This is a genomic window from Luteibacter sp. 9135 (genome assembly GCF_000745005.1).
Taxonomy (GTDB): Bacteria; Pseudomonadota; Gammaproteobacteria; order Xanthomonadales; family Rhodanobacteraceae; genus Luteibacter.
On the sequence record NZ_JQNB01000001.1, the window covers coordinates 1,902,659 to 1,921,659 of the forward strand.

The 19,001-nt window shown below is 62.8% G+C and carries 15 protein-coding genes; 9 read left to right on the top strand and 6 right to left on the bottom strand.

Annotated elements, in window-relative coordinates; translation table 11 throughout:
* Window positions 1–13: 13 nt before the first annotated feature.
* The 4 genes from glmS to FA89_RS08140 all read left to right on the top strand — a co-directional run bounded on the left by glmS (window position 14) and on the right by FA89_RS08140 (window position 5,241).
* Window positions 14–1,843, top strand: a complete 1,830-nt coding sequence (gene glmS, locus FA89_RS08125) for a glutamine--fructose-6-phosphate transaminase (isomerizing) (RefSeq protein WP_036139930.1) — start codon at window positions 14–16, stop codon at window positions 1,841–1,843.
* A gap of 40 nt (window positions 1,844–1,883) precedes the next feature.
* The gene (locus FA89_RS08130) at window positions 1,884–2,750 is read left to right on the top strand and encodes a DUF6602 domain-containing protein (RefSeq protein WP_036139932.1); all 867 of its coding nucleotides are present in this window, start codon (window positions 1,884–1,886) and stop codon (window positions 2,748–2,750) included.
* Between the two features lie 216 nt (window positions 2,751–2,966).
* Window positions 2,967–3,881 (top strand): hypothetical protein, encoded by a 915-nt coding sequence (locus FA89_RS08135; RefSeq protein ID WP_240003866.1) that lies wholly within the window; start codon window positions 2,967–2,969, stop codon window positions 3,879–3,881.
* 16 nt (window positions 3,882–3,897) lie between these two features.
* On the top strand, window positions 3,898–5,241 hold the full coding sequence (locus FA89_RS08140; protein ID WP_036139935.1) for a phosphomannomutase/phosphoglucomutase: 1,344 nt from the start codon (window positions 3,898–3,900) through the stop codon (window positions 5,239–5,241).
* A gap of 45 nt (window positions 5,242–5,286) precedes the next feature.
* Here FA89_RS08140 and FA89_RS08145 read toward each other — a convergent pair whose 3' ends face one another.
* From FA89_RS08145 to rfbB, 5 genes are read right to left on the bottom strand one after another with little or no spacing between them, the layout of a single operon-like run.
* Entirely contained in the window at window positions 5,287–6,699 is a 1,413-nt protein-coding gene (locus FA89_RS08145) for a mannose-1-phosphate guanylyltransferase/mannose-6-phosphate isomerase (protein ID WP_036139937.1), read from the bottom strand.
* Between the two features lie 7 nt (window positions 6,700–6,706).
* Window positions 6,707–7,639 (bottom strand): dTDP-4-dehydrorhamnose reductase, encoded by a 933-nt coding sequence (gene rfbD / locus FA89_RS08150; RefSeq protein WP_036139940.1) that lies wholly within the window; start codon window positions 7,637–7,639, stop codon window positions 6,707–6,709.
* Window positions 7,636–8,193 carry a dTDP-4-dehydrorhamnose 3,5-epimerase gene (gene rfbC / locus FA89_RS08155; protein ID WP_036139942.1) on the bottom strand — a complete coding sequence of 186 codons (558 nt, stop codon included), beginning with the start codon at window positions 8,191–8,193 and terminating at the stop codon, window positions 7,636–7,638. Before rfbC ends, rfbD begins: the two co-directional genes overlap by 4 nt.
* Window positions 8,190–9,074, bottom strand: a complete 885-nt coding sequence (rfbA, locus tag FA89_RS08160) for a glucose-1-phosphate thymidylyltransferase RfbA (RefSeq protein WP_036139944.1) — start codon at window positions 9,072–9,074, stop codon at window positions 8,190–8,192. The genes rfbC and rfbA overlap by 4 nt, the downstream gene beginning before the upstream one ends.
* Window positions 9,071–10,120: a dTDP-glucose 4,6-dehydratase gene (rfbB, locus tag FA89_RS08165; RefSeq protein WP_036139947.1), complete on the bottom strand. Its 1,050-nt coding sequence runs from the start codon at window positions 10,118–10,120 to the stop codon at window positions 9,071–9,073. The genes rfbA and rfbB overlap by 4 nt, the downstream gene beginning before the upstream one ends.
* 212 nt (window positions 10,121–10,332) lie before the next feature.
* On the opposite strand from rfbB, the gene FA89_RS08170 reads away from it, so the two are divergent.
* The 5 genes from FA89_RS08170 (at window position 10,333) to FA89_RS08190 (ending at window position 17,643) form a co-directional block, all read left to right on the top strand.
* A complete protein-coding gene (locus FA89_RS08170) occupies window positions 10,333–11,502 on the top strand; it encodes a trans-sulfuration enzyme family protein (protein ID WP_036139949.1) in 1,170 nt (389 codons plus the stop codon).
* Window positions 11,503–11,533: 31 nt separating this feature from the next.
* Complete coding sequence (locus FA89_RS08175) at window positions 11,534–12,361, top strand: ABC transporter permease (protein ID WP_240003867.1); 828 nt, start codon at window positions 11,534–11,536, stop codon at window positions 12,359–12,361.
* Window positions 12,351–13,727, top strand: a complete 1,377-nt coding sequence (locus FA89_RS08180; protein WP_051938630.1) for an ABC transporter ATP-binding protein — start codon at window positions 12,351–12,353, stop codon at window positions 13,725–13,727. The genes FA89_RS08175 and FA89_RS08180 overlap by 11 nt, the downstream gene beginning before the upstream one ends.
* Window positions 13,724–15,277: a class I SAM-dependent methyltransferase gene (locus FA89_RS19180; RefSeq protein ID WP_051938631.1), complete on the top strand. Its 1,554-nt coding sequence runs from the start codon at window positions 13,724–13,726 to the stop codon at window positions 15,275–15,277. Before FA89_RS08180 ends, FA89_RS19180 begins: the two co-directional genes overlap by 4 nt.
* Window positions 15,278–15,381: 104 nt before the next feature.
* Entirely contained in the window at window positions 15,382–17,643 is a 2,262-nt protein-coding gene (locus FA89_RS08190; RefSeq protein ID WP_036139953.1) for a glycosyltransferase family 2 protein, read from the top strand.
* Between the two features lie 46 nt (window positions 17,644–17,689).
* Here the strand turns inward: FA89_RS08190 and FA89_RS08195 are convergent, their stop codons facing one another.
* Window positions 17,690–18,982 (bottom strand): hypothetical protein, encoded by a 1,293-nt coding sequence (locus FA89_RS08195; protein WP_036139954.1) that lies wholly within the window; start codon window positions 18,980–18,982, stop codon window positions 17,690–17,692.
* Window positions 18,983–19,001: the final 19 nt, after the last annotated feature.

Genomic DNA, 19,001 nt, shown 5'->3' on the forward strand with positions numbered 1-19,001 from the left:
AAGGGGAAGCGTCATGTGTGGAATCGTCGCCGCTGTCGCGCAGCGTGATATCGCGCCCATCCTCATCGCAGGCCTGAAAGCCCTCGAATACCGGGGTTACGACTCCGCGGGCATGGCCATCGCGGATGGCGGCCAGATCCGCCGCGTCCGTGCCAAGGGCAAGGTGCGCGAGATGGAGGCCTTGTACGACGCGGACCCGGTACCCGGCGGGACCGGCATCGCGCACACGCGCTGGGCCACGCACGGCGTGCCCAGCGAGCACAACGCGCATCCGCATGTGCAGGGCCGCATCGCCATCGTGCACAACGGCATCATCGAGAACTACGCCTCCCTGCGTGAGCGCCTTAAGGCGCAGGGTCGCGTGTTTCATTCGGAAACGGACACCGAGGTGATGGGTGCCGTGATCGACGAACATGTGCAGTCCGGCAAGCCGTTGCGCGAAGCGGTCACCGCCGCCGTGCGCGAACTGGAAGGTGCCTATGCCATCGCGGTGATGAGCCTGGACGAACCCGAGCGGGTCGTCGGTGCCCGTCGCGGTTGCCCCCTGCTGGTGGGCATCGGCATCGGCGAGCATTTCCTCGGCTCCGACGCGCAGGCACTCATCAAGGTCACCAACCGGATGATGTACCTGGAAGAAGACGACGTGGTCGAGATCACGCGGGAAACCGTGGAGGTGTTCGGCCTGGACGGCCAGCGCGTGGACCGCACGGCCCACGAAAGCGAGATCAGCGCCGACTCGGTGGAGCGGGGCGAATACCGCCATTACATGCAGAAGGAGATCTTCGAGCAGCCGCGCGCCGTGGCCGACACCCTGGAAGGTCGTATCGGTCCGCATGGTGTGTTGCCGAACATCTTCGGCATCGATGCCGACCCGATCCTCGACAAGACCCGTGGCATTCATATCGTCGCTTGCGGTACCAGCTACCACGCCGGCATGGTCGCCAAGTACTGGATCGAGGAACTGGCACGCATCCCCGTGGTGGTCGAGGTGGCCAGCGAATACCGCTACCGCGACGTGGTGGTGCCGGAGAACACCCTTTTCGTCGCGGTGTCGCAGTCCGGCGAAACCGCCGATACCCTGGCCGCCATGCGCGAGTCGCGTCGTCGCGGCTACCTCGCCACGTTCGCCATCTGCAACGTACCCGAGTCCTCGGTGGTGCGTGAATCCGACCTGCGCCTGATGACCCGCGCGGGCCCGGAGATCGGCGTGGCCTCGACCAAGGCCTTTACCACCCAGCTCACCGCGTTCGGGCTACTGGCATTGGATCTGGGTCGGCGCCGCGGCCTGGATGAAAGCAAGTACCTGGCGCACTGCAAGGAACTGCAGTCGCTGCCGCGCTACATCGAGAACGCGCTGAAGAGCGAGCCCGAGATCATCCGGATCGCCGACCATTTCGCTGCCAAGCAGCATGCGCTATTCCTCGGGCGCGGCGCGCAGTTCCCGGTGGCGCTGGAGGGTTCGCTCAAGCTCAAGGAAATCTCCTATATCCACGCGGAGGCCTATCCTGCGGGCGAGCTCAAGCACGGCCCGCTGGCGCTGGTGGACGAGAACATGCCGATCGTGGCGGTGGCGCCCAACGGTCCCTTGCTGGACAAGCTGAAATCCAACCTGCAGGAAGTACGCGCCCGCGGCGGCGAACTGATCGTCTTCGCCGACGAGCGTGCGGAGCTGGATGCGGATGCCGACCATATCGCCACGGTACGTGTGGACGGCGGTGGCGATCTGATCGCGCCGGCGGTCTTTACCATTCCGATGCAACTGCTGGCTTACCACGTCGCGGTGATGCGTGGCACGGATGTGGACCAACCGCGAAACCTGGCCAAGTCGGTGACTGTGGAATGACAAGCCGCGCATCGCGGCACACCTTCAAGGAGCGTCAGAAATGAAAACGTCGGTCTTTAAATCTTATTTCGACGCATCGGAAACGACGCTCATCGGTCAGTACGGTCTATCGGCGCATGCCGGGCACGGTGGCAACATCGGATCGCCGCGTGAGGCGTTCGTAAGAAGCTTTCTGGAAAAGAACGTCGGCAAAAGCGTGACCGTGGGTCAGGGAGAAATCATCGATGCCTTCTCGACAAAGACCCAACAGCGCAAGCAGCAGGACGTGGTGCTCTATGATTCGTCGCTGCCGCGCCTGGATATCGGAGGCGACATTTCCTCGTTCCTACGCGAAGGTGTCTTTGCGACGGTCGAGGTCAAATCGACCTTGACCAAGGAAGCACTGTTTGAGGCATGCGACGCGGGCTTCGCGCTACGCCATCCGGAAGGCAGCTTCTCCGACGCCTACCGACAAAGCTGGCCACGGCGCTTCCTGGTCGCGTATGCCGGTCCGGTGAAGATGGACACGGTGTTCGGGTGGCTCGAGCAATACTATCGCTGGCGGCATACTCCGGGGCCTCAATTTACCTTTATCGAGGAAGGGTGGTCGCCCGGTGACGAGTTCCCGATGCGCCACATCACGCGATCCAATACGTTGGACGGTATTTTCCTGCTGGGCGTAGGCTTCGTTCTTTTTGAAGGTTTCCATTTCTCGCTTGCAAACCCCGAACCCGAGCAGACGGGTCGTGTAAATGTGGTGCGGCATGGCTGGACGATCTGCGACACGGAGCGCGGGGCGCTTCACGCCCTTTTCGTGGCCATGACCGATGCCATCTATGATGCCCCGACTACGGTTGTCGATTATGCAAGAGAGCTAAAGTTACTGCCTCGCAAAACTGTGGTGATGAACTCGCGGGTTCGCATCTAGCAAATATTCGGTTCCACCAAGCGTCGCCGTGCGCAGTGGTACAACAGTATGGGTAGACCTCAATCGGTCGTTAGGGAGCTCGGAATGCTTAAATGGATCATGCCATTGGTCATATTCGCCGCTGTGGGCGCGGGCGTCGCGCATGCCGATGCGTTTACCCCCGGCGAGTTGTTGCTGCCCTTCAGTACGCCAGGGTGGGATTACTCGCCAAGCGCCATGATCGACCTGGATGGCAAGGAAAAGGTCTGGTGGTGCAGCGAAAACAGCGGTGCCGACTCGGTGAAATATGTCGAACGCACGCCCGGTGGGGCATGGAGCACGCCGCAAGTGGTGCTCCAGGCAAACCGTCGCGTACCCGGCATGCCCATCCTGGACTGGGAAGGCGTGCACACCTGCGATCCCACCGTGATCCGTGGCAGCTGGACGGTCAACGGCCAGCCTTACGGCTACGCGATGTACTACACCACAGAGCGGCCCGGCAGCGACGGTATCGATAACCGCATCGGTGCGGCGTTCTCGACAGACGGTATACACTGGTCCAAATACGGCACACCGGTGATTCACGACGGCGATCCGGGCGCGTACGGAAGCGGTCAGTCGGTGGCATGGAGCACGGATGCCGGGTCGGGCGTTGCTACGGTTTATACCTACACGGATGCAACTGGCTCGCCCGTCTATTATTTCCGGCAGTCGCCCGACGGGATCAACTTCGGTCCGCGCCGGCCATTGAGCATGGCGGGGCTCACGCTCAATGGCGTCCCAGGCATATCGCACGCCAAGCCCGCCATAGCGTTTGCACCAAGCTATCGCGACGGCGGCTTTTACTACTACATGGCGAGCGTCTGCGAAGCCTATAACGACTCGGTCTACGGTCCGGCGTATCCCGAAGTGGGCACCGCGCGTGGTCTATGTCTATATAGGGCCGAAGGCGACGACATGTTCAACGGCACGTGGACACGTGTCCTGGACAGTGGTCATACCAAGCCGGTCGAGGTCGAGCCTGGCTTCCTGACCAATGTGTATGGTTATCTCGATCAGACCGATGTGTCGCTTTATTTTGCGTGCAGCGGTGCGGGCGATCCCAATACGTGGGAACTGTGCTGGACCAAAGGTGCCATGCCCCCGCGCTGATCGACAGAGGTGATTCATGACGTGCTTCAAGGCATACGACATCCGCGGCCGCGTCCCGGATGAACTCAACGAGGACATGGCGTACCGTATCGGACGGGCGTGTGCCCGGACCCTGGGCGAGGGCGTCGTGGTCGTGGGCTACGACATCCGCGTCGACAGCACGGCGTTCGCGGCCGCGGTAGTGCGCGGTCTGAACGATGAAGGTCGGGACGCCATCGACATCGGATTGTGCGGCACGGAGGAAGTCTATTTCCAGACGTTCCACCGCCAGGTCGCCGGCGGCATCATGGTGACGGCGAGTCATAACCCGATCGATTACAACGGCATGAAGTTGGTGCGAGAGGGTGCGCGGCCCATCAGCGGCGACACGGGACTGCGCGATATCGAGCGGATGGTGGAGGCGGACGACTTCGGTGGCGCTACCGCCGTGCGCGGCAAGGTCGTTCGCGACCACGACAAGTCGGCTTACATCGCGCATTTGCTAGGCTATATCGACCCGACGGCACTGCGCTCTCTGAAGATTGTTGTGAACGCGGGTAACGGCGGGGCCGGTGCCATCGTGGACCTGCTCGCGCCCCATCTGCCGTTCGACTTCATCCGCATCCATCATGCCCCGGACGGTACGTTTCCGAACGGCATCCCCAACCCATTGCTGCCGGAGAATCGCAGCGCGACGGCGCAAGCGGTCGTGGCCCATGGTGCCGACCTGGGCCTTGCATGGGACGGCGACTTCGATCGCTGTTTCATCTTCGATGCGCAGGGAAACTTCATCGAGGGGTACTACATCGTCGGGCTACTGGCCGCGCAACTGCTCGAGAAACAGTCGGGTGCGAAGATCATCCACGACCCGAGGCTTACCTGGAACACCATCGACATGGTGGAGCAGGCCGATGGCGTGCCGGTACAAAGCAAGACGGGGCATGCCTTTATCAAGGAGCGCATGCGCCTCGAAGACGCCATTTATGGCGGCGAGATGAGTGCGCACCATTATTTTCGTGACTTTGCGTATTGCGACTCGGGCATGATTCCCTGGCTGCTGGTCGCCGAGCGCATGTCGAAGACCGGGGTCAGCCTCGAGGACATGCTGGCGCAGCGCATGGCGGCCTATCCCTGCAGTGGGGAAATCAATTTCGTGGTGAAGGATGCACCCGCGGCCGTCGCGAAGGTTATGGCGTTCTACGCGGATCAGTGCCCTTCGATCGACCATACCGACGGTGTGAGTGCCGACTTCGGCGACTGGCGCTTCAACCTGCGCTCGTCGAACACGGAGCCCTTGCTGCGGCTCAACGTGGAATCCCGCGGCGACACTGCGTTGATGCACGAGCGTACGGCCGAGTTGTCCGCGTTGATCGAGCAATAGAAAAGGGGCCTCCCGGCCCCTTAACTTGCCAGGTACTGCCTGACGCTAGGCGCGGCCGTACACGTCGTCGAAGCGAACGATGTCGTCCTCGCCCAGGTACGAACCCGACTGCACCTCGATCAACTCCACGGGCACCTTGCCCGGGTTGCGCAGGCGGTGGCGGCTGCCCAGGGGCAGGTAGGTGCTCTGGTTCTCGGCCAGCAGGAACACCTTGTCGTCGCAGGTGACCTCGGCCACGCCCTTGACGACGATCCAGTGCTCCGCACGGTGATGGTGCATCTGCAGGCTTAGCGCGGCGCCTGGCTTGACCACGATGCGCTTTACCTGGAAGCGGTCGCCGGACTCGAGTGAGTCATAGCTGCCCCACGGGCGGCGCACGACGCGATGCAGGTCGTGCTCGCTGCGACCGGCGGCTTTCAGTTGTTCGACAATCTTCTTCACGTCCTGCGACGCGTCGCGACGTGCGACCAGTGTCGCGTCCGGGGTGGTGACGACCACCACATCGTCCAGGCCGATGGTGGCGACCAGATGGCGATCGTGCGATCTGATCAGCGATCCACGGGTATCGAGTGCGATGACATCGCCTTCGATGTGGTTGCCGTGTTCGTCCTTGCCCGCCGCCATCCACAGCGCGTCCCACGAGCCGATGTCACTCCACCCGCAGGCCACCGGCACCACGGCGGCATGGCCGGTTTTTTCCATCACCGCATAGTCGATGGAATCACTCGGCGCGGCGGTGAACGCGTCGGCATCGAGCCGGATGAAATCCAGGTCGGTATTGGCCTCGCGGAAGGCGGCCTGTGCGGCGTCCAGCATCGCCGGTGCCAGCGTCTTCAGTTCCTCGATGTAACGAGAGGCGCGGAACAGGAACATGCCCGAGTTCCAGTCGTAGTCGCCACTGGCCAAGTACGACTCGGCCACATCCAGCGCCGGCTTTTCCACGAACTGGGCCACACGGAAGGTCTCGCCCTCCAGGCTTGCGCCGCGGCGGATGTAACCGAAGCCGGTTTCCGCCCGGTCGGGCCGGATGCCGAAGGTCACCAGCCAGCCCTGCTCGGCAAGGTGGCGTGCCCGCGCAACGGCCTCGGTAAAGGCGCCGGTGTCGCCGATCAGGTGATCGGCGGGCAGCACGAGGATCAGTGCATCCGCATCGCGTGCCATGGCCTGCAGTGCGCCGACGGCAATGGCGGGCGCCGTGTTGCGCGGTACCGGTTCCAGCAGGATGTTGGCGTCGGTGATGCCCAGTTCCTGCAGCTGCTCGGCGGCAAGGAAGCGCTGGTCGTCGCTGGCCACGACGACCGGCGCGGCGGCATCGGGGAGGGAGGCCGCTCGTAACACCGTCTGCTGGAACAAGGTTTCCTTACCCGAAAGCGAGAGGAACTGCTTGGGCAGGTTACGGCGGGAAATCGGCCATAGCCGCGTTCCGCTGCCGCCGCTCAGGATAAGGGGAATCAGCATGACCGCCTCACGGAGTGGGGAGTTGACCGAGCGTTGCGCGAAGTCCTTCGCGCCAGTCGTGCAGCGGGTGGCCGAACGTGGCGGCAAAGCCCGAGTTGTCCAGCACGGAGTATTCCGGACGCCGGGCGGGCGTAGGGAATTCGCTGCTGGCAATGGCGGTCACCCGGGGCTGCCGGGCGATGACGCCGCTAGCGGCTGCCTCGTCGAAGATCGCCTCGGCAAAACCGTGCCAGGTGGTCTCGCCCGAGGCGGTGAGGTGATACGTGCCCGACAGGCTGGAGCGATCCGAGGCGGCGACCGACTGCATCCGGTCGATCGCGGCCAGCGTTCCCTCGACGATGAGCGTCGTGGTGGTGGGCGTGCCGCGTTGGTCGGCGACGACACGCAGTTCGTCGCGATCGGCGCCCAGGCGCAGCATGGTGCGCAGGAAGTTGTGACCGACCGCCGAGTAGACCCAGGCCGTGCGCAGGATCAGGTGGTCAGCGCCGCTGGCGCGCAGGGCTTCTTCGCCAGCGAGCTTGCTGCGGCCGTACGCGCCCTGGGGGCCCGTCGCCGCCGTCGGCGCGTAGGGCGCGGTGGCGTCACCGGGGAACACGTAGTCGGTCGAGTAATGCACTACCAAGCCACCGTGACGAGCGGCCCAGCGTCCGATGATGCCGGGGGCATCGCCATTGACGCGTGTGGCCACGGCCTCGTCGGACTCGGCCTTGTCCACGGCGGTATAGGCGGCGGCATTGACGATCACGTCGGGCCGCTCGGCATCCAGCAGGGCTTCCAGGCCGGCAAGATCGGTCAGGTCGCCCACGACGCCACGGCCGCCGCCGACGGCAAGGGAGCCGTCCCGCGAGGCGGCAATCAGCTCACCCCGGGCAGCGAGGCCGCCCTGGCTGAGGAAGGTCTGGCCTAGCTGGCCGTTGGCGCCCAGCAGCAGGATCTTCACGGACGAAACTCCGGCAGACGGTCCTCGGCGATATCCGCCAGCAGGGGCGCCTTGGTGTCCTTGTCGGACAGCAGGGGCTCGGAGATCGGCCAGTCCACGCCGATGGCGGGATCGTTCCAGCGTACACCGCCGTCGGCCTGGGCGTTGTACAGGTCCGTGCACTGGTACGAGAACGTGGCGTATTCGGAGACGACGCAGAAACCGTGCGCGAAGCCCTCCGGTATCCAGAAATGCCGGTGGTTCTCGGCGGTCAGCATCACGCCAGCCCATTGCCCGAAGGTGGGCGAGCCGCGGCGGATATCGACGGCGACGTCGTACACCTCGCCTTCCAGCACGCTGACCAGCTTGCCCTGTGGATGCGGCCACTGGTAATGCAGGCCGCGCAGCACGCCGCGGGCGGAGCGGGATACGTTGGACTGGACGAAACGGCGGTCGATGCCGGCTTCGCGGTACTTCGCCTCGTTGTAGCTCTCGTAGAAGAACCCGCGGCTGTCGCCGAACACCTGCGGTTCGATCACGATGCAGCCGGGCAGGGCGGTTTCAATGAATTTCATCCGACGTAACCTTGCTCGATCAGGTGCTGGAGGTACTGGCCGTAGCCGGTCTTGGACAGCGGCTTGGCCAGCTTGAGCAACTGCTCGGCATCGATCCACTGGTTGATATAGGCGATTTCTTCCGGGCAGCAGACCTTCAGGCCCTGGCGGTTCTCGATCGTCTGGATGTACTCGCCGGCTTCCATCAGGGATTCGTGCGTGCCCGTGTCGAGCCAGGCGTAACCGCGGCCGAGCTGTTCCAGGTGCAGCGACTCATCGTCCAGGTAGCAACGGTTGAGGTCGGTGATCTCGAGTTCGCCACGCGGCGAGGGCTTCAGGTTCTCGGCGTAGTCCACGGCGCGGTTGTCGTAGAAGTACAGGCCGGTGACCGCGTAGCTGGACTTGGGCTTGGCGGGTTTTTCCTCCAGGCCGATCACCTTGCCGCTGGCGTCGAATTCGGCCACGCCGTAGCGCTCCGGATCCTTCACGAAGTAGCCGAACACGGTGGCGCCGGATTCCCGGGAAGCCGCGCGCTTCATCCGTTCGGTCAGGCCGACGCCGTAGAAGATGTTGTCGCCGAGCACCAGGCAGCTGGGATCGTTGCCGATGAAGTCCTTGCCGATGATGAAGGCCTGGGCCAGGCCATCGGGCGACGGCTGCACGGCATAGGTGATGTTGATGCCCCACTGGCTGCCGTCACCGAGCAGGCGCTGGAACAGCGCCTGCTCGTGCGGCGTATTGATGACCAGGATGTCGCGGATGCCGGCCAGCATCAGCGTCGCCAGCGGGTAATAGATCATCGGCTTGTCGTACACCGGCAGCAGCTGCTTGCTGACCGCCTGGGTGATCGGATAGAGCCGCGTGCCGGAACCGCCGGCGAGGATGATGCCCTTGGTCGTCATGCGCCGAGTCGCTCCAGCTGGTAGCTACCGTCGAGGATGTTCTGGATCCACGGCTTGTTGTCGAGGTACCACTGCACCGTGGCCTTGATGCCGGATTCGAACGTGTGCGCCGGGGTCCAGCCCAGTTCGTCCTTCAACTTGCTGGCATCGATCGCGTAGCGGCGATCGTGGCCGGGGCGGTCACGGACGAAGGTGATCAGGCTTTCGTGCGGCTTGCCGTCCGCGAGGGGCGAGACCTCGTCGAGGATGGCGCAGATCGTCTTGACCACCACCAGGTTGGCGCGTTCGGAATTGCCGCCGACGTTATAGGTCTCACCCAGGCGGCCGGCTTCGAGCACGCGGCGGATGGCGCTGCAGTGGTCTTCCACGTACAGCCAGTCGCGGACGTTCATGCCATCGCCGTACACGGGCAGGGCTTCACCGGCCAGGGCCTTCTGGATGACCAGCGGGATCAGCTTCTCGGGGAACTGGAAGGGGCCATAATTGTTCGAGCAGTTGGTGGTGAGCACCGGCAGCCCGTAGGTATGGTGGAAAGCGCGGACCAGATGGTCGGACGCGGCCTTCGATGCCGAGTACGGGGAGTTGGGGGCGTACGGGGTGGTTTCGGTGAAGAAACCTTCGGCGCCCAGCGAACCGTACACCTCGTCGGTGGACACGTGCAGGAAGCGGAAGGCCTTGCCGGCCGCCTCGTCGAGGCCGCGCCAATAGTCGCGGGTGGCTTCGAGCAGGCCCAGGGTGCCGACCACGTTGGTTTCGATGAACGCGGCGGGGCCGTCGATGGAGCGGTCGACGTGGCTTTCGGCAGCGAAATTCACCACGGCATCGGGGCGGTGTTCGGCCAGCAGGCGCGTGATCAGCTCACGGTCACCGATATCGCCCTGCACGAAGACATGCGCCGGGTTGCCGGCGAGGGACTGCAGCGTCTGCATGTTCCCGGCGTAGGTGAGCTTGTCGAGATTGACGACACGGAGGCCGTCAGCCACGGCCTGGAGGACGAAATTGGCGCCGATGAACCCCGCGCCACCGGTGACTAGTAAAGTTTTCATGGAGTTACGCGTGATTCCTGGGTAAGCGATCGGATATTCTCGCATGCACGCGGGCGGGTTCAACGGTATCGCCTGTCATATTCAAAAAGATGAATGGTGTCAGAGAGCGCCTACAGGGCTCTGAAACCTCGCCAGGCAAACTGGTTAAGATATGCGGTCCTCTGCGCCCGGCGCAGTCATGCTGGCTTGCCAGCCAATCAAATCAGGCGCTTATGGCTTCGAAACCTTCCAAATCGACTCGTCAGGGCCTGGGCACCCGCGCCATCCATGCGGGGCAGTCGCCCGATCCGAGCACCGGCGCGATCATGACGCCGATTTACGCGACCTCCACCTACGTTCAGGAAAGTCCTGGCGTCCACAAGGGTTATGAGTACTCGCGTACACAGAATCCGACGCGGATGGCGTACGAGCGTTGCGTAGCCGACCTGGAAGGCGGCGTCGCCGGTTTTGCCTTCGCTTCGGGACTCGCTGCGGCGGCCACCACGCTAGAGCTCCTGGATACCGGAAGCCACGTGATCGCCATGGACGACCTCTATGGCGGCAGCTACCGTCTGTTCGACAAGGTTCGCCGTCGTTCGGCGGGGCTGGATTTTTCCTTCGTCGATCTCAATGACACCGCCGCCCTCAAAGCGGCGCTGAAGCCGAATACCCGGATGATCTGGGCGGAGACCCCGACCAACCCGATGCTCAAGCTGGTCGACCTCGCGAAGGTGTCCGCCTTCGCACGAAAGCATGGGCTCATCCTGGTCGTTGACAACACGTTCTGCTCCCCGATGCTGCAGCGGCCGATCGAGCACGGGGCCGACCTGGTCCTGCACTCGGCGACCAAGTACCTCAACGGCCACTCCGACATCGTGGGTGGCATCGTCGTTGCCGCGAATGCCGACATGGCCGAGCGGATGGGCTTCCTGCAGAATTCCGTCGGCGCCGTCGCCGGGCCCTTCGATGCGTTCCTGGCCATGCGGGGCCTCAAGACCCTGCACCTGCGCATGCGCCAGCACGTCGAGAGCGCAACGGATCTCGCCGCCTGGCTCGAGCGCCATCCGGCCGTGAAACGTGTCATCTACCCCGGCCTGAAGAGCCATCCGCAGCACGCGCTGGCCCGCCGCCAGATGGACGGCGCGGGCGGCATCATCACGGCTGAGTTACACGGCGGCCTGCGCAAGACACGTCGCATGCTCGAACGATGCGAACTGTTCGCGCTGGCCGAATCGCTGGGTGGCGTCGAGAGCCTGATCGAACACCCGGGCATCATGACCCACGCCTCGATCCCCCCGGCGACACGCAAGCGCCTTGGCATATCGGACGGCCTCATCCGGCTTTCGGTGGGCGTCGAGGACATCGAGGATCTCCGCGGCGAACTGGCCGCGGCTCTGGCCTGACCACGCGACTGAAGACTGGAGTAAGTGCACCTTGTCGTACCCCTCGTTGCAGAAGCCCACGCTGTCCGGTCCTTTCGAGGCCTTCGGCAAATACCGCTCGCTGACCCTGGCGTTGAGCAAGCGGGAGTTGCTCGGTCGTTACCGGGGAGCCACGTTCGGCCTGTTCTGGTCGCTGATCAGCCCGTTCCTGATGCTGGGCGTGTATACCTTCGCGTTCGGTTACATCATGAAGAGCCGGTGGCCCCATACGTCCGACAGCACGGGCGAGTACGCGCTGATCCTCTTCGTGGGCCTGATCATCCATGGTTACTTTGCCGAATGCCTGATCCGCTCGCCGACCCTGATCGTCGGTAATCCCAATCTGGTCAAGCGGATCATTTTCCCGCTGGAGATCCTGCCGTGGCCGATGGTGCTTTCCGCGCTGTTCCACGTGGCGGCGAATTTCATCGTGTTTTCGTGCCTGCACCTGGTCTTCAAGCACTACGTGCCCTGGACGATCATCTTCCTCCCGGTGGTGCTGGCGCCGTTCGTCCTGTTCACCATGGGTGTCAGCTGGTTCATGGCGTCCCTCGGCGTGTACATCAGGGATATCCCGCAGGTCACCGGCGTCATCGCCACGGCCATGCTGTTCCTGTCGTCGGCCATCATCCCCGTCGACTCGCTGCCGCCGCAATATCGGCTGTTCTTCGCGATGAATCCGTTGTCTTTCATCATCAACCAGGCGCGTGAAGTGGCGCTGTGGGGCAATGTGCCCGACTTCTTCGGCCTTGCCCTGTATGCGGCGGGGAGTTTCGTCGTCGCCTACCTCGGCTATGCCTGGTTCCTCAAGACGAAGCGGGGGTTCGCCGATGTCATCTGATCCGTCATCGCTGGTCGAATCGCCCGCCGGCGCCGGTCCCGACGTAGCTATCGCGGTCAACGACGTCAGCAAGTGCTATCACATCTACGACCGGCCGGTGCATCGGCTGCTCCAAGGGCTGGCCGGGTCGCGACGCACGTATTACCGCGAGTTCTGGGCGCTGCATGGCGTGTCATTCGACGTGCGCCGGGGCGAGACGCTGGGCATCATCGGGCGCAACGGCTCCGGCAAGTCGACCCTGCTCCAACTGATCGCGGGCACGCTCGCGCCCACGGAAGGTTCGGTATCGGTCAGCGGTCGCGTCGCGGCGCTGCTCGAACTGGGTAGCGGTTTCAATGCGGAGTTCACGGGGCGCGAGAACGTCTACCTCAATGCCTCGATCCTCGGTCTGACGAATGCCGAGATCGACAGCCGTTTCGATGCCATTGCGGAATTCGCCGACATCGGTGCCTTCATCGACCAGCCGGTGAAGAGTTACTCGAGCGGCATGGTGATGCGCCTCGCCTTCTCGGTCATCGTGCATGTCGATGCCGACGTCCTGATCATCGATGAGGCGCTGGCGGTCGGTGATGCGTTCTTTACCCAGAAGTGCATGCGGTTCCTGCGGGACTTCAAGGCGCGGGGCACGTTGCTTTTCGTCAGCCACGACGGCGCCGCGGTCACGGGACTGTGCGACCGCGCCATCTGGCTCGACAGCGGTGTGGTCAAGGCCGCCGGCGTGGCCAAGGATGTCATGGCCGCCTACACCGAAGCGTTCATCCACGAACGTCAGGGCACCAAGTCGGGCACGCTGGTCGCCCGGGCCAAGACCGACGCACGCGTCGCCCGGCGACGGGACGAGAGGCTCGAGCTCCGGGATCGTTCGGTACTACGCAACGATATCGAGCTGCTCCCCTTCGATCCCAATGCGCCGAGTTTCGGTGAATCGCGGGCGGAGATCGCGCACGTTGCCATGGTGGGCAGCGACGACAGCGAACTCGGCCTGATATTCGGTGGCGAGGAAGTGGCACTGAAGATCGACGTGGTCGCCAAGGGTGATCTCGACGGCGTCATCGTGGGGTTCTACATCAAGGATCGCCTCGGACAGCTGCTGTTCGGGGACAATACGCATCTGTACATCGACGAGAAGTTCCAGGTCGAAACAGCAGGGACGCTGACTGCGGTCTTCAGGTTCGAAATGCCAAGACTGCAGGCTGGCGAATATTTCGTGACGGCGGGCGTGGCGGAAGGTGACCAGTCGGAGCATGTCATCCAGCACTGGATACACGAGGCCATCAAGTTCAGGTCCGATGGTCGGGGTACGCCCTCCGGCCTCATCGGCATCAACATGCTCGACGTCGAAGTCATCAGGGAAAATCAATCGTGAATTTCAACCTCGACAAGTATCGCACCGCTTTCCTCAAGCCGTCGCTGACGTTCCCCTATCCTTGGGCAGGGCATATTCCGTTCGCCTATGCAGTGATCGAGATGCTGCGTCCGCGAAAGCTGGTGGAGCTGGGCACGGACTCAGGTAACTCCTATCTGGCGTTCTGCCAGGCAGCCGAAGCGATCGGCCTGGAGGCCGAATTTTTCGCTGTCGACAGCTGGGAAGGTGATCCGCAGGCGCGGTTCTATGACAGCTCCGTGCTGGAAAGCCTGCGCGCGCGACACGACAAGCGGTTCGGCCACTTCTCGACGTTGCGACAGGGCTATTTCGACGACGTGCGTGACAGCTTCGCGGACGGCAGCATCGATCTGCTGCATATCGATGGCCTGCATACCTATGAGGCGGTCAGTCACGACTTCAACACCTGGTTGCCGAAGATGAGCGACCGGGGCGTCGTCCTGTTCCACGACAGCCAGGTGCGGCACGGCGACTTCGGCGTCTGGAAGTTCATCGCCGAACTGCGCGAGCGTTACCAGGTATTCGAGTTCAACCACAGCAACGGTCTGGCCGTGCTGCGCATCGGTTCCGCGGCCACGGAAGCGTTCGACGATTTCATGGCCTTGGCCGCGGAAGATCCGGCTCGCGTCCGGAATTACTTCGAGCAGATCGCCAGCACGATCATCGACGAGCAGACGCGTCTTCTCGATCGCGCGGTGGCGCTGCCTTCCGGGGTTGAAGCGCGTATTTATTATCGTAACGAAGACGAAGGCTTCTCGGAGCAGAAATCGATATCCGTAAAGGCGGGCGGTGCCCTCGGCCAGGTCAGTCTCGTCTTTCGGCTTCCTCCCGGTGAACGCCCCGATTTCATCCGTATCGATCCCGCAAACCTGGGTGGTGTGTTCAGCGTCCTGTCGCTGGCGTTCCGTCATGAACTGAACGCGGTCGTGAACCTCGACGTTCGCGCAGCGGAGCGCCTGCTGGCTGTAAGCGGCCAGCTGGTGAGCGATCGATTCGAGGGCGGCCTGCGTATCGCGTCGTTCCACGACGATCCGAACTTCGAGATGTACGTCGGTGACGTCTGGGGCAGCCTAACCCGGGACGGCTGGGTTGCATTGGAAGCGACGCTCGATTATGAGGCGCTGCTGACGGATCGGGATGTCGCAGAGGTTGCGCATTCGCAGCTTGCTGGCGTAACGGCTGAAGTTAACGGCCAGGAAAAGCGGTTGCCACTGGCCGCACTGCGCTCGGAACTGGCCTCGTTCAACGCATCAGTCGCGGAGGCGAGAGCACGGCTCGATGTCAATGCGCATGCCACCAACGTCCTGGTATCCGACCTTGGTGAGAAATTGGCGCAACTGATCGCGAAGACGGATGAACTCGCTGCGAAAACAGCCACCGTGGAAGCGACAACCAACGAGCTGATCGCGAAGACCGACGGGCTTACCGTACGAGCCGACGATCTGTTGACAAGGATGGACGCATCTTCCGCACTTCTTCAACATATAAGTCAGAGATCGTTCTTCGATCGCTTTCGCAGACGACCACGATAACGTCCACGAGCCGTCTGGGGCTCGACGTCGTACATGTGTCATTTTGGGGGTTAAAAAAGGTGTCTCTGGTAATTGACAATAGCGCGCCGCATCGCGGTCCGGGTATGAAACTCGAGCCGGCTAACGATCTGGTGGCCAGTGCCGGCTCGGCGAAGCGCTGGACGTCCACAGGCCACGATCCCCAGTTCCGCGTCGAGCTTCCAGGCGGCCGCCTGGAAGCCGGCTGGTACGAGGTGACGTGCGACTTGGAGGCCGTCGATGGGGCGGGCCTCTCCGCAGTGCTTTATCCCGATTTCGGCACGCCGGTGCTGGAATCCGACGGCATACCGCTGTTCGGTGCGGCCACCCGGACGCGCACCTCTATCATTGTGCTCAAGCGCGATATCGTCGGCCTGCGCTTCGATCCGCTCAGCAGCGAGGCGGAGTTCGACCTTGAGTTGTTCACCCTCACCAAGGTGGGCCGCTTCCATGCGGCGCGCGAGATGTGGAGCGCGATCACGCAGCGTTCGGGCGTCGTCATGTCGCGCAAGCGCCTCATCCGGCGCTGTGCATACCAGCTTTTCCGCAACGGGCCGCGTGCCGTCGGGCAAGCGCTGTATGCGCTGTACCTCGACATCGTAGCGATCTCGCTCTCACGGAACTACCTGAACTGGGTGCTCACGAACGACACATGGACGCCGGCGAGGCTGGAAGAAATCAGGGCATCGTTCCGCGGTCGCGAAGATGCGCCCTCGATATCCGTGGTGATGCCCGTCTACAACCCGCCGGAAAAGTGGCTGCGTCGGTGTATCGATTCCGTCATCGAGCAAAGCTACGAGGCATGGACCCTGTGCATCGCCGACGACTGCTCGCCCAATCCCCGCATCCGCTCGGTGTTGAGCGAGTACGCGGCCCGCGACCCGCGTATCAAGGTGGTGTTCCGGGAGAAGAATGGACACATCTCGCGCTCGTCCAATTCCGCACTGGAATTGGTGACGGGCGATTACGTGGCGCTGCTTGACCACGACGATGAACTCTCGCCCGTTGCCCTGTCCACCATGGCCAAGGCAATCATGGACAACCCGGATGCCCAGGTCCTGTACTCCGACGAGGACAAGATCGGTGAGGACGGGATTCGCTTCGATCCGTACTTCAAGCCGGATTTCAATATCGACTTGTTCCGTGGGCACAACATGGTCAGCCACTTCGGTGTCTATCGCACGGCGTTGCTGCGCGAACTCGGTGGCTTCCGCGAAGGTTATGAAGGCAGCCAGGATTACGATCTGGCGCTGCGTTGCGTCGAGCGACTGTCGCCCTCGCAGATCGTCCATGTGCCGCACGTGCTCTATCACTGGCGCACCATCGCCGGCTCCACGGCCGCCGGGCCGCAGGAGAAGAGCTACGCAGGCGTTGCGGCGAAGAAGTCGCTGACGGCGCACTTCGAGCGGGTGGGCATGCGCGGTCGCTTTGAAGAGCTGTCCTCGTTCCCGGGCAACTTCGCACATATGATCGAGCCAGGCGATGTGCCGCTCGTCTCGATCATCATTCCCACGCGTGACCGCGTTGATCTTCTCAAGCAGTGCGTCGAGAGCATCCTGGAGAAGACGACCTACACCCGCTACGAGGTGCTGATTGTCGATAACGGGTCGGTCGAGCAGGAAACGCTGGATTACTTCGAAGGGCTAACCGTCGCGAACCGGGCGAAGGTGCTTCGCTATGACGCGCCGTTCAACTTCTCCGCGATCAATAATTTTGCGGTAGGCCAGGCTGCCGGCACGGTCCTGGTTTTTGCCAACAACGATCTGGAAGTGATCTCTTTCGGCTGGCTCGACGAGCTCGTCTCACACGCACTGCGCAAGGAAGTGGGGGCGGTGGGCTGCATGCTGTATTACCCCAACGATACCGTCCAGCATGCCGGCATCATTCTCGGCCTCGGGCAGGCGCGCATTGCGGGCCATGCCTACCATCTGCAGCAGCGTGGCTATCCCGGTCAGATGTGCCGAATGCACCTGACCCAGCAACTGTCGGCCGTCACCGCGGCTTGCATGGCTGTTCGGCGCGAGGTGTTCGACGAGGTCGGTGGCTTCGACGAGGCACTGGGGGTGGCATTCAACGATGTCGACCTGTGCCTTAGGATTCGTGCGAAGGGCTACGCCGTGGTCTGGACGCCCCGCGCCGAGATGTATCACCACGAATCCGCATCGCGCGGCCACGACGATGTGGGCGCCCGCAAGGAACGGTTCGACGCGGAGTCTGCGTTCATGGCTTCTCGCTGGGGCGCCGAGTTGCTCAACGATCCTTATTTCAACCCGAACCTGAGCCTGGACGACGCATCGTTCATGTTCGGTCCGAAGCGCCATGTCCGGCAGTGGCAGGCGGGCGCCTGAAACGCAGAAGGGGGTGGAATCTCCGCCCCCTTCCGTTTTCATAAACCTAAGGTGTCGTGACGTCGACCGACCACCCGGGCGGATTGATGGGGATCGAGTGGCTTCCCGGCTGTTTCAGCTCTCGCGCATGCGCCTTCCACTGGAAGTCCTGCATGGGGCCGCGCCGCATGTGGCTCAGGTTGGATAGGGTGATCATCACGATGCACAGCGTCACGATGGTACATATGTCCTTTCTGCAATACGTCGTCGCGGACGCGATGGCGACGAAAACGGCCCACCAGAAGACGATTCTCAGTGCGTGGAAATACCTGTCGGCGAGGTTGAAATCGTAGTAGCTGTCCAGGTTGGGTGTCTTGGCCATACCTGATAGTACGCCGGCAAAAGCGAAGAGCAGAAGAGCCAGGATCGTCAACCGATGCTCGCCTGTCATGCCTCGTCCGAAAATCAGTGCAGCACCGATCGCCAGGTAGATAAGCGCGTAGCAGGTGTTCGTGAGGAAATCGAAGCCGAAGATATGTATCGGTGTGATGTCGAACAGTGCGATTTTCACCAACCGGAACGGCGTGTGCGTATCGCCTGAAAGAGGCACGGGATGGGTCAGGAACGTCACCAGCTGAATCAACCCGCCCGCGGCGATGAGTACAATGATCCGGACGTCGGCTCGTGTAGACCAGGCCGCGAGATGCCCTTCGAAAGCGCCGATGGAGAAGCGACGGTCGGTCCACGACGCGAACCACATACCTGCCGCCACTATGGTTGCGATAAGCGAAAACGGGCCGCTTAGCGCTATGAGCAGGATGACAAGGTCTCGGGCAGGCAGGCGCCAGCCATCGAGGCGCGGTGCCGCGGAAAGACACGCCACGGGCAGCACGAGCTGAAGGAACCACTGTACATTCGTGAGGTTGCCGAAGATCTCCCCGCTGGTCGGCAAGAGCAGGAATGTCGCCAGCATGAGCGGCAGCGGTAGTACCCTGCGTAACCTGCCGACGACGTAAGTGAGGGCTATGGCACTCATCACGATCGCGGAAAGGTTGTATATCACCGGCGCGCGCGTCGGGCTAGCCAGGGTCGCAAGCCACGCGACGATCCTTGGGATGGCATGCAGGTAGCCGGCGTAAGAAGCGAACACCTGCGGCAGCGCATGTCCGAACTGCCCGGCGAAGAAGACGGGCCCGTCTTCAGCCCAGAACTGAGGCAGCGAAAGAGCATCCGTCGACTTGAAGGCGATGGCGACGAACAGGACCAGGAACAGCGCGAGCGCGCCCTGATGCGTTCTGGTGCTTTCGGTATCGATGGTCATCGATGGCGTATTGATGCGGGATGTCTGATCGGCGGACAAGCGAATGTTCCCTTACGTT

Coding starts and splice junctions, on each gene's coding strand:
- glmS (WP_036139930.1), top strand. CDS start 14: ATGTGTGGAATCGTCGCCGCTGTCGCGCAGCGTGATATCGCGCCCATC.
- FA89_RS08130 (WP_036139932.1), top strand. CDS start 1,884: ATGAAAACGTCGGTCTTTAAATCTTATTTCGACGCATCGGAAACGACG.
- FA89_RS08135 (WP_240003866.1), top strand. CDS start 2,967: ATGATCGACCTGGATGGCAAGGAAAAGGTCTGGTGGTGCAGCGAAAAC.
- FA89_RS08140 (WP_036139935.1), top strand. CDS start 3,898: ATGACGTGCTTCAAGGCATACGACATCCGCGGCCGCGTCCCGGATGAA.
- FA89_RS08145 (WP_036139937.1), bottom strand. CDS start 6,699: ATGCTGATTCCCCTTATCCTGAGCGGCGGCAGCGGAACGCGGCTATGG.
- rfbC (WP_036139942.1), bottom strand. CDS start 8,193: ATGAAATTCATTGAAACCGCCCTGCCCGGCTGCATCGTGATCGAACCG.
- rfbA (WP_036139944.1), bottom strand. CDS start 9,074: ATGACGACCAAGGGCATCATCCTCGCCGGCGGTTCCGGCACGCGGCTC.
- rfbB (WP_036139947.1), bottom strand. CDS start 10,120: ATGAAAACTTTACTAGTCACCGGTGGCGCGGGGTTCATCGGCGCCAAT.
- FA89_RS08170 (WP_036139949.1), top strand. CDS start 10,333: ATGGCTTCGAAACCTTCCAAATCGACTCGTCAGGGCCTGGGCACCCGC.
- FA89_RS08180 (WP_051938630.1), top strand. CDS start 12,351: ATGTCATCTGATCCGTCATCGCTGGTCGAATCGCCCGCCGGCGCCGGT.
- FA89_RS08190 (WP_036139953.1), top strand. CDS start 15,382: ATGAAACTCGAGCCGGCTAACGATCTGGTGGCCAGTGCCGGCTCGGCG.